The organism is Nitrospirae bacterium YQR-1 (assembly GCA_039908095.1).
GTDB lineage: Bacteria > Nitrospirota > Thermodesulfovibrionia > Thermodesulfovibrionales > Magnetobacteriaceae > Magnetomonas.
Window position 1 is genome coordinate 161059 of sequence record JAMOBJ010000003.1, and the last position, 11343, is coordinate 172401.

The following is an 11343-nucleotide window of genomic DNA, read 5'->3' on the forward strand; positions in this document are numbered from 1 at the left end:
GGCAGGACAGTCTCTGCGCAGCTAAGAGGGGTGAGAGTACTGTTGTCAGCGGATAGAATGTCTGATGAACTCGACTATTGCTTGAGCGGCTTTCTCAGGCAAGCGGTTAAATAAGATTCCCAGCTCATAAATATCAGAGTTTTTTACACAATGTTTAACTGCACAGCGCAGTAAAAAATCGTCATCGTAGCCGGGTAGTTTCAATTTTAGCTCCAGTGTTTCACATGTGGAAAGTATTTTTATATCAAAGATGTTTGACGCCCGTACCACGCTCTTGCAGCCAGCTGTGCTTATATCAACAACTGTAGAGTCAATCACATTGTAATCAGCTCTTATTTTTGCAGGCAAAAGACACTCCACTCGCTTAGTTGACCTTAAATTGTGCTTCTCTAAGGTTTCAGGATATTTTAAGAAAAACAGTTTTTTTGAAATTACCACTGTTGTCATAACTTCGGTGCTAAAACCATACAAAGCACCTTCATAAAAGTACCTGACTATTAACTTCGTTCCTTTTGCAAGTTTTGCCTCAAAAACATCCCCATTACCTATAATCAATGGCCTTATCAGTAAAAAATTTCCTTTATCCATACCCAGAGTAAATGCCTTATAACGATCCGGTTGCCCCTCTGCCTGAATTTCGATTTGTGCTCCCAACTCTAACTGTAACACAACCTCTTTTTTAGCAGCACTCGTATCTTTTATTGACGTTTCATTTTCTGCGGAGTAATTGGCCATCCCCTGTCTCCTCTGTCCGGAATAATTTCTTAAATAATTCCAAGCGGTAATTATCTTTACAGCAAATAAGCTGTATTTATAACTATCATATTTCTATGATACCGCAAGTACCACTAAAAAAACACACCTAACCGGGTAGAAATTTTTAGTATGTTTAAAATTGATTTTCTAAATGAGCACAATTAATTTATAATAAGCACGCTATCTTATCGGTGTGCTGTGGGGGCGGGATGTTGTACGATATTTTAATATATGGATTTGCGGGAGAGTCGGATGAGACAACGAATAAGTGTTGATGATTTGAAAATAGGCATGTTTCTTGACGGCATGGATGCCTCATGGGAAAAAACGCCTTTTATGGTGGACCGCTTTCTTATAAAAACTGACGAACCTATAAATAAGATAAAACATGCTGGCATTAAACACGTCTTTATAGACACTGAAAAGAGTGTGGCTGTCAAAGTAGATGTTTCAGAGGAAATAGATAAGATAAACTTTATAAAAAAGGAAGATATGCTGGAAGTTACCGGCACTGTGGAGATGGATGAGGCCGTTTTATTTAAAAAAGACACAGTTGCGAAAACAACAGGTGGCTTACCATATACAAAGGAGGACCTCGACAAGTTTTATAACGAATTTAATAACTACAGCCATATAGATAAAACCACTCTGGTTATAGGCACCTATATAGACTTTCCTTTGTATGTAAAGAGGGATTTACAAATAGCTCAGTTATTTTTTTTAAAAAATAAAGAAGTCCCTGTCACAGACGAAATGTTAAATGTGGATGGAGATTTCATGATACATCATAATGACAAGACCAGGTACAAGGGTTATCTGAAAGAACTTATGAACTTAAAACCATCCGGGGGCTCCACCGAGCTAATCAGAAACAGAGTGGTAAAAGAAAACTCAAAATTATTGATGGAAGAGTTGCTTGCCGACCCACGCTCCGGTGAGAAAATCAAAGAGTGTCAACTTAACATAGAGGCAATTGTCAGTACCATGCAAGACAACAATTCTTTAACAAACGGGCTTTTTACAATAAACAAATCCGACTACTACACCTACACCCACTGTGTAAATGTAAGCGTATTAGCCGTGGGGCTTGCCATGAATTTAGGCATGAAAAAACAGTCGGAAATCTTTGCACTGGCTATGGGAGGAATGCTTCACGATATAGGCAAGTGTAAGATTCCCACCTCAATACTAAACAAACCTACCAAGCTTACCGACGATGAGTTCAGAGTTATGAAATCACATGTTCTTTTAGGTAAAAAAATTTTAAGTTTACATAAAGACATCTCAAAGGAAACACTTTACTCTCTGACCGAGCATCATGAAAAGATGACAGGCAATGGTTATCCGCATGGGCTTGGGTCCGGGGATCTGCATTTTGCGGGGAAGGTGGTGGCTATGGCTGACGTTTATGATGCTCTGACCACAGCCCGCCCGTATAAAAAGGCTTTTAGCTCTTTTGAGGCTCTGTCCATTATTCGCAGCCAGATTGACGATTATGACAAGGAAATATTTCTGAGTTTTGTAAAAATGCTTGGAAACTAAACATGCTATAAGTCCACCTCTTCTACATGTATGCCCTGTGTTGGATACCTTCAATAAAGCCGGCCATTCCAGGTTCGTGCTCCACAGCATTTCCCTCATCAGTGTCTATATGCATGTCAAGCCTGAAATCAGGGTGGACTCTTACCAGTACGTCACCAAAAGTCAGTTCCCGTTTGCTCTTAATTTTAACAAGTACCACATCTCTGTCTCTGAGGCCAAACCTGAGGGCATCCTCCGGGGACATGTGTATGTGGCGTCTTGCACAAATCACTCCTTTGTCAATTTTTAACTGCCCGTGAGTGCCCTCAAGCGTAATACCCGGTGTACCTTCTATATCGCCGGAGTCTCTGACAGGAGCATCTATTCCAAGTTTAAATTCCTCCGTGCGGGCTATCTCCACCTGACATTCCTTTCTGTATGGCCCAAGTATTCGCACCTTTTCCACTCTGCCCTTAGGGCCAACCAGATTTACCGTCTCCAGAGCGGCAAACTGCCCGGGTTGGCTCAGCGGCGCTTTTTGTGTCAGTTCCCTGCCGTCGCCAAATAGTACCTTATATGCCTCCCTTGTGACATGCACATGGTGGGCTGATACATTTACAGGGATGGGTGTGGTTTTATACTCCTGCTCCTTCCGTGTTGCAGTGGTGTGTCTGCCAAGGGCATGGAGGGTTTCACGGGCTATCATACGCTTTTCGTCAGGTTGAATTACAAGAATCCTGACTTTGGAGTTAGGCTCCGATATCTCCTCCACTTGTTTTAAAAAAGGCCGTACCTGCCTGTTTGAATCATCGTAAATACTTATGCCGAAGGGGTCAAGCCCCTGGCATATTCTTGCCCGCACCTCCGTGGAATTACCACCGATACCCCCTGTAAATATTAAAACATCCACTCCCCCGAGGGCTGCTATATACGAGCCTATATATTTTTTTGCCCTGTAACAGAATAAACTGATGGCTTTTTCAGCTTTTTTATTCCCATCCTCTGCAGCAGCCAGCACCTCTTCCATATAGCTGCTAACCTCACTTACTCCCTTTATGCCGCTCTGTTCATTTAACATTCTGCTTAGGTCATCCGCATTGTAGCCTAAGGACATCAGGTAGATGAACAGCCCTGGGTCGGTATCCCCACTTCTTGAGCCCATGACAAGCCCCTCAAGGGGGGTGAGCCCCATACTGGTGTCTATACTTCTGCCGTGGTCTATTGCCGTTATGGATGAGCCGTGGCCCAGGTGGCAGGAAATTATTTTAAGCTGTCCTGCAGATTTCTTCAGATACTCGGCTGCCTTCAGTGTCACGTAATGGTGATTGATTCCATGAAAACCATAACGCCTTATCATCTCATCGTTATTTAAACTGGACGTCAGGGCATATTTATGGGCGTGCTCAGGCATACCCTTGTGGAAGGCAGTGTCAAAAACCGCTACATGAGATGCAACAGGCAGAATTTTCATAAAATACTCAATGCCCTGAATGTTGTATGGATTATGCAATGGGGCAAATATGTTGAATTTTCTTATGTTTTCTATCACTTCCTTATTTATTACAACCGCATTATAAAACTTATTGCCCCCATGAACCACGCGGTGTCCAACAGCCGCTATTTCCTCAATACCGGTGATGACACCTTCTTTAGCATCCGTCAGTGTTTTTATCACAAGCTTTATAGCCTCTTCCATGCTCCCTATTAAGGCATCCACATGGAAGTCGCCCTTTGAGCCTGACCCTTTTAAATAAGACAGCGGGGTGCCTATTTTATCTACAATTCCATCTACGACGGCAACGCTGTATCTGGTATCAAATAGGGAGAACTTCAGGGAATTTGACCTGCTATTTATAACTAAAATTTTTATCGGGTCAGTGGCGGAACTAAAATCAAGGTCATATGGATCGGTTGACCTGGTCCTTGCGTTATAAATTGATGCTTTTTCATTGTCACTTTTATCTCTTCTGATAAGACGGTGAGCTATGGTTTGAGCTATTTTGGTCATCGTTGCCGGATTTCCGGAGATAACTTGTGAGACGAGCTCCCTTGGAATTCTCAGAAGCCGGGAGGCACCCTCAGATATAATGTCCGCCCCTGAGGGCTCACCGGTCATCAGGGACATCTCTCCAAAAATATCCCCGCGGCTAAACATTGTTATCGTATCACCGGACTCTAAAACCACTTTTACTTTGCCGTCATAGACAACGTAAAAAAACCTGCTCAGCTCCCCTACTTGTTTTATGTGCTTACCGTCTGAGTAGTCCACCACAGAGGCGGAGTCGGAAAGCAATCTTAACTCTTCTTCACTGAGATCCTCAAACTGTTTTACCTGCGACAGAAACTTATTTATATTCATCACTCCCCCCGATTAGTGGATTAATTTTTTTTCACAGCCTCTTTTGCATTATAGAACAAATCCGCTTTTTCTGACAATTTGCCGGCAGGCTGATATTTGTAGTGATGCAGGAAAGTTATTGTAGCTTATCTGACAAGGTAACGAAATATTGCAGCAATAGCGGCAAGATGGCCTATCCAGAGCAAAAACATCCATTTAATGTTTTCTTTGCTTGCCTTCTCAATTTCTACACGTAAGTGACCCTCTAGTTTTGCCGTGGCTTCTTTCTGGCTAACCTCGAGTTTTGACATGGCTTCTTTCTGGGCAGCTTCAAGATTCATAATTCTTTCACTGAGCCGACTCTCAAGTTTTGCCAAAGCCTCTTTCTGGGTAGCTTCAAGATTCATAATTCTTTCACTGAGCCGGGCCTCAAGATTTATCATATCATCTTTTTGAGTGAGCTCATGTTTTGCCATAGCTTCTTTATGGGCAGCCTCAAGACTCATAATTCTTTCACTGAGCCGGGCCTCAAGATTTATCATATCATCTTTTTGAGTGAGCTCATGTTTTGCCATAGCTTCTTTATGGGCAGCCTCAAGACTCATAATTCTTTCACTGAGCCGACTCTCAAGTTTTGCCAAAGCCTCTTTCTGACTACCCTCAAGTTTTGCCAAAGCCTCTTTCTGACTACCCTCAAGTTTTGCCAAAGCCTCTTTCTGTCTGCCGTCAGACTTTGCAATATCCTCACGAACCTTACCTATCTCAGTGGTAAGTCTTTTTTCAAGCCTCTCCTCCGCTAAAACCAGTGAATCTTTACGGGCTTCCAGATTTACCTTGTTGACTAAATCCGCAAGTGACTCACTGGCTTCCTCCCCAAGCCTGTTTCTCAGCGTCTCCGGTACTGTCATTACTGCCATGAACTTATTGTACCAGAGATAAACGAAAAAAGTAAAAAAGACTTTTGAAAAAAAGAAGTACCTAATACTGCTGCTTAACCGGCCACCTGTGTTTAGTTCTGACTGCAACTTGGTATAAGTGTCTGTTTTAGTATCATAAGCGTGACTTGCGGATTAATTTTTTCAAGGACATTCAGATCATCCTGGGATATGGGAAAAACAACGGTGTCATCTGATGTTGAAACTGCCTTTTTAGCTCTGAGGGAATTCATAAGCATTTCATCAACGCCAAAGGTATCTCCCGCGATTTTCTGAACTGGAGGTTGTCCTTCTACTGTCAGAGAAATGCTCCCGCTCACTATGTAGTAAAAACAGTCAGCCATAGCCGCCTTATCAAACAGGATTTGCCCGTCATTGAGAGCAACTGTAAATTTAGCCGGTGCTGCAACGTCTGTACGGCCTGAGAGAAAACATTCAATAGTTATCAGCCTGATTTTTGACAGTAACGCAGTGAACTCCACTCCGGCAATAAAAACATAAAAGTACAGATATACCCAGAAAAACACTATAAAGATTGCCTTCAGAGAGCCAAAGATAAAACCCATCTGAGGATTAATGTGCATCAAAAGTGCAAAAGATGGCCTTAACACTATCCATGCAAAAGCGGTCAGAGTAGAGCCGGCAAGTATGTGTTTTACATGTACCTTTACCGGTATAAACACGTAATAAAACAATACTAATCCACAGAGGGTTATTACAAAGTTACCTGTGATATCTATAAGATCAAACGGTATATTAATATCTTTAATCAAAGGCTTTATTATCTCGATATATACAATTTCACCAATTACAAGAAACATCAACAAACACATTAAAATAAAAGTTGAAAGCACATTTGCAGCTAACTCCACAAGAAACGGTCTGTTGATTTTTTCCTTAAAAACACCGCAGAAGAGTGTTCTTAAAGTATCCACCAGAGGAAAAATAAACCAGACACAGACAACTATACCTGCAATGCTCCATGAGCCCTCCGCAATGTAGAGGTTCTTTACTTCCTGAAGAATGATGTCCTGCGAATAAGGTAAAAAGAGTGTAACCGTTTTCTTAAAATCAAGAAATACAATGTTTGAGGACATTATGTATTTTCCCAGCATCAGAAAAATCAAAAGCAGAAACGGCACGGAGGAAAGAATTCCCTGATAGGCTAGTGCAGAGGCCAACACACCGCCGTTGTTTTTTCTAAAATGTCTGATTGTTTCAACTATTATAAATTTATAATAAGCCACTAAGTCTAACGCCGAAGGGAACTATTTGCTGATTTTCGGCGTTTCCCTTTTATAGTTTTCATATTGAAGCAGCATTTTCTCAATCTTGTCTTTCCATTGTGTATCGTTGTCGGGGGTTTTCTTTAGGGCAAACTGAAACAACGTGAAAGCCTCACTGGTTTTTCCTGTGGTAAAAGCAAGGAGCCCCAGGGCATAGAGGTCCTCATAAGTGCTGCTAAAGGTAAAAATATCAACGCCTCTTGAGAGCATTTCATATGCCTCTTTATCTTTTTTTAGTTTTGAATAACTAAACCAGAGTTTTTTATACACATCTTTTTTAACAGGGTCATCGGTTGCATTTGCCAAAGCGGTTTTAAAAGCTGTGACGGCCTCCCCGTATTTGCCAAGCTTGTTGAGTAAATCCCCCTTAAGCAGGTAACCCCTTGGATTAAGCGAGGATATACGTATCATTGCATCGGCATGAACCATAGCCTCATCGTACTTTTTCTCATTTGTAAGTATAACGGCAAGAATCTGGTTGACAAGCTCAATGTCAGGGTCCGTCAAATATATAGCCCTCAGCTCTTTCACAAATGAGTCAAGCAGTTCAGGGGGTATCCGCCTCATATCCAACCCTATCAGGGTAAAGGGGTCAATGGTATTGAGAGCGTATTTTTCCACAATTTCAGCCCGCCTTGAATAAAGCACTTCCACGTCGTCAAAAAAGACCGCCCTGTACTGCGGGTGTTTTGCTATCAAATCCCTAAAAACACCGTGAAGTAATGATACGATAATATAGTCCGGCTTGTAGGTGTCTAAGAACCTCACAAGCCCTGATGGATTTGTAAGAGTACTGAGAGCGTCAAACATATCCTCATCCTTAAACAAAAAAGGAATTTCCATATCCATGAAGATTTTGTACCGTGGATAGAGTTCCCACTGAAGATAGCCGCCGCTGTTGGGATGGTTTAAAATGGTGCCGCCGGTATTAACCTTCTTCAAAAATGATGTTATACCGTGAGGAAGTGCCACGTTTGAGACAGGTAAGGACTTAAGCAACATCCGCACGTATATAAACGGCAGGGACATAAGTATCAGGGAAATGAAAATAAGCGCAGGGGGATGAAAAAGAGGTTCGCCGTTTTTTCTGAGGGGTGAGTTGGCACTTACAATAGGAAGTGATAGCAGGGCAAATTCATTTGAGAATCTGTTACCTTTAAAGATAAGATACGATGCGCCAAGAAAAATAATCAGATGACTTACCCGCAGCCTTCTGATATTGGCTGCCAGCCCTATAGCACACACTATCAAAAACAAACTAAAGACGGCAGGGGAGGAGACCTCTTCAGTGTTTACAATAAAAGAAAAGTAACTGGAGAGAGGCAGCTTTGCCAATTCGATTATATACTCGGAGGCGTACTTAGTGCTGGTAAAAGGGGTTTTAAGAAGCCCGGCCCCGTGCGGGGTCATATAGACTGTACAGAGGACTAAAGCTAAAGACAGCACGAACCATTGCTCGTCTTTTGTAAAATGACTCTTTTGTCTTACCCTGATTATATATGTTTCAAGCAGATACGCCGTGGTTATCAGAATCATAACCGGAAATTCAATTCCGTGAAAGTTAACCCACAGGATTGCTATAATGGGAAGCAGCCATGCTTTTTCCCTTTTAAATTCCATTATGTACAGAAACACGGCTATACACAGATAGCTGACAGCGTGAGGACGGCTCTGCAGCCCTCGTGCAAGCAACAAGAGAAAGTACATGGAAAAGATAAAAGCAACGTGCGGGAAAGACTTTCTTTTGTCTTTAAGCAGGTACAAAAGCACAATGCACTCTGTAATAAAAAAAATAAGCGATCTGACAAAAATCAGGCCTGAGTTTCCAAACCAACTATAAATTTTATAAACACACAGTTGGAACAGCCAATAATAATCAATCCACCGCCGTTGTGGAGTTACAAAGGAAAAGTAAGATGTCGTGGGAATTTCTTTGTGGCTAAGTATATACCTGCCGCCGCTTAAGTGGTAAAACAGGTCGGTATCTCCTTTAAGTATCGGCAGAGTGCTTGTCGAAATCATGGTATAAAGCACTAATGCAACAAGGTAAAAAATGCAAAGCGCTTTTAAGGAACATTTATCAATTATTTTTTGTATCATCATTTTCATTAGTTTAACGGCAAAGATACTGAAAGCGTATTGTAACACAATAGTTCATGGAGAGGCTAATTTGTAGCACACTTCATCGCGTGCATTTTTATTGTTGAGAATATTTTTTATGGGATATTGACTAAATATCGGCAGTTATGATATAAACAACGGTGAAGAAATTATTGTTTATAGCGCTACTGCTTATCACAGTGTTATGTTATTATTCGGCAAATGTTTGGGGGATGAGCGGTTGTGACACAAACTGCAGCGCCTGCCACACTTTAACCGAGGATGAGGCCACGGAGATATTAAAGCAGCTGGGCCCCTCAATTACTGTAAAGAGGGTTCAGGTGGCTCCGTCAAAGGGACTGTGGGAGATAGCAGTAAAGGCGGAGGATAAGGAAGGCCACCAGAAGGACGGTGTTGTGTATCTTGATTACTCTAAGGGCAATGTAATATTAGGGAACATTATTAAGTTAAAAACCAGAGAAAACCTGACTGATAAACGTATGGGGGAGTTAAAAAAGTTTGATTACAAATCCATACCGTTAAAGAATGCCCTGCTGCTTGGAGAGAAAAGTGCTAAGCATAAACTAATAGTTTTTACCGACCCTGACTGTCCTTTTTGTCAGAAGCTTCACGGCGATTTAAAACAGGTGGTTTCTGAAAGAAGCGATATTGCATTTTACATCATATTGTTCCCGCTTACGGAGATTCATCCTGATGCATACAAGAAAACTGCTTCAATAATGTGTAAAAAATCTTTAAAGCTCCTTGATGATGTAATGGAAAAGAAGGAAATAGCAGAGGACAAATGCGGCTCTAAAATTATTGATGAAAATATAAAACTTGGAAACAAACTTGGGATAACCGGCACTCCTACCGTTATCTTACCCGATGGCAGACAATACAGGGGAAACATGAAAACAGATGAATTAATCAAAGGAATTGAAAATAAGTAACCTGAAAGAATCCACTAATCTGCTATACAAGTTTGGAAATATTTTTTAAACGATTGGTTAAACCGTAAAATTAACAATGTTTTTATCTCATTCATCATACAATATCGTGCACAATCCGTAACTTGACGTATTTTTTTTAAGGGCAGGCTATTATTGAATGCTGCCGGCCGATAGTTTATGCAATGATGAGTACGTTATCATTTAAAAAGATATGAATTTATGAAAAAAATAACCATTATTTCATGTCTATTGCTTTTACTGTTACTAACTTTATTTTTAATATATGGCCGGCGCATCAACTCAAACTCAAAGACTGCTATTGAATACATAAAACGTGGTAATGCTTTTAAAAACGGCGGCAGAGTCAAATGCAGCCCTTTATTCCCCTCTATTGAACAGTCCTGGACAGCGCTAATACATATTCAGTTTCTTTTTTTATACGCAGTGACAGCGGATCGGGTTTTTTTGTTTTTTTACCGTGCTTTTGAAATTGCTTATTTACCTCAAGGATAAGGTCCTTACGTTGCACAATTGAGAGAGTGTACCACTTCTGAATATACTCTCCGTATGGAGTGTTTTCATATTTTTTGTACGGGTGTTTTTTTAGCTCTGTGATGTATTCTCTGAGAACTTCTCTGATTCCAAATATCTTGTGGACGTAGTTGGCGTTTTCAACATTTTCAACATACTTGTAAAAAACTGACGGGTCACCCCTGCTCCGGCGGTAGTACTGTGATACAGTGCCCGGAGAGCTGTTGTATGCCCAGAAGGCCCACAGCCAGCGCTCTGAGGCAGCCGGTTTTTTACCTTTAATCCCAAATGCTCTGTCCCAGGTATGAGTCATTTTAAAGTTATCCTTAAGTAATGCAATGGCGGCATCTGTGCTCATTTCAGGATCATTGCGGTGGTCATGAGTGTCTATGAGTCCATAGGACCTTGCCGTTTCAGGAATAAATTGCCAGTAGCCGCCCGCCCCTGCCTGTGACAAGGCGGAAGCGTTCCACGAAGACTCGGCAAGAGCTAAAAACACTATTTCAAATGGCACAGACTCAGCCCGGCTCTTGTTGTAAATCATCCTTAAATGGCCGCTTTTTACCATTCTCCACCATCCGGCTATCAGGTTCTGGTAAGAGGTCCTAAGCCCCATTGCAGTATTTCCCTTGTATGCCAGTATGCTTGTGTCGTACTGTATATCACGTTCGCTAAGCACGGTCTTCCATCTTAAAACCCGGTTGGCATTTGCCTTCCCGGCCGGTGGATACACGGCAGGTGCGCCAAATAACAGCTTCTGAGTAAGCTGCTCATCTGTGAGGGTTTTTGGTGAAACGGTACCGGTCTTATCCACCGCTGCCCTCGTTTTATTAACATGCCGGTGTGTGGACTTTGCTAAAACCTCATGGGATGACATCAAAACAAATGCCAGTATAGATAAAATAAGTCCCGATAGCTTCATC

General features: G+C 41.6%; 8 protein-coding genes. 2 read left to right on the plus strand and 6 right to left on the minus strand.

The genetic code is table 11. From position 1 onward, the window contains the following. Nucleotides 1-45: 45 nt before the first annotated feature. Nucleotides 46-735, minus strand: coding sequence for a flagellar brake protein (locus H7844_03580; protein ID MEO5356364.1), 690 nt, complete (start codon nucleotides 733-735; stop codon nucleotides 46-48). 273 nt (nucleotides 736-1008) lie between these two features. Between H7844_03580 and H7844_03585 the strand changes: the two genes are divergently transcribed. Then, nucleotides 1009-2298, plus strand: coding sequence for a DUF3391 domain-containing protein (locus H7844_03585; protein MEO5356365.1), 1290 nt, complete (start codon nucleotides 1009-1011; stop codon nucleotides 2296-2298). 22 nt (nucleotides 2299-2320) lie between these two features. On the opposite strand, the gene H7844_03590 is transcribed toward H7844_03585, so the two are convergent. The 4 genes from H7844_03590 to H7844_03605 all read right to left on the minus strand — a co-directional run bounded on the left by H7844_03590 (nucleotide 2321) and on the right by H7844_03605 (nucleotide 8939). Then, a complete protein-coding gene (locus tag H7844_03590) occupies nucleotides 2321-4636 on the minus strand; it encodes an acetate/propionate family kinase (GenBank protein MEO5356366.1) in 2316 nt (771 codons plus the stop codon). Between the two features lie 125 nt (nucleotides 4637-4761). Beyond that, entirely contained in the window at nucleotides 4762-5523 is a 762-nt protein-coding gene (locus H7844_03595) for a hypothetical protein (GenBank protein ID MEO5356367.1), read from the minus strand. 101 nt (nucleotides 5524-5624) lie between these two features. Further along, nucleotides 5625-6797 carry a YihY/virulence factor BrkB family protein gene (locus H7844_03600; GenBank protein ID MEO5356368.1) on the minus strand — a complete coding sequence of 391 codons (1173 nt, stop codon included), beginning with the start codon at nucleotides 6795-6797 and terminating at the stop codon, nucleotides 5625-5627. Between the two features lie 21 nt (nucleotides 6798-6818). Next, nucleotides 6819-8939: a hypothetical protein gene (locus H7844_03605; GenBank protein ID MEO5356369.1), complete on the minus strand. Its 2121-nt coding sequence runs from the start codon at nucleotides 8937-8939 to the stop codon at nucleotides 6819-6821. A 158-nt stretch (nucleotides 8940-9097) separates the two neighbouring features. Between H7844_03605 and H7844_03610 the strand changes: the two genes are divergently transcribed. Continuing rightward, a complete protein-coding gene (locus H7844_03610; protein ID MEO5356370.1) occupies nucleotides 9098-9889 on the plus strand; it encodes a DsbC family protein in 792 nt (263 codons plus the stop codon). Nucleotides 9890-10277: 388 nt separating this feature from the next. Here H7844_03610 and H7844_03615 read toward each other — a convergent pair whose 3' ends face one another. Then, nucleotides 10278-11342, minus strand: a complete 1065-nt coding sequence (locus H7844_03615; protein ID MEO5356371.1) for a transglycosylase SLT domain-containing protein — start codon at nucleotides 11340-11342, stop codon at nucleotides 10278-10280. Nucleotide 11343: the final 1 nt, after the last annotated feature.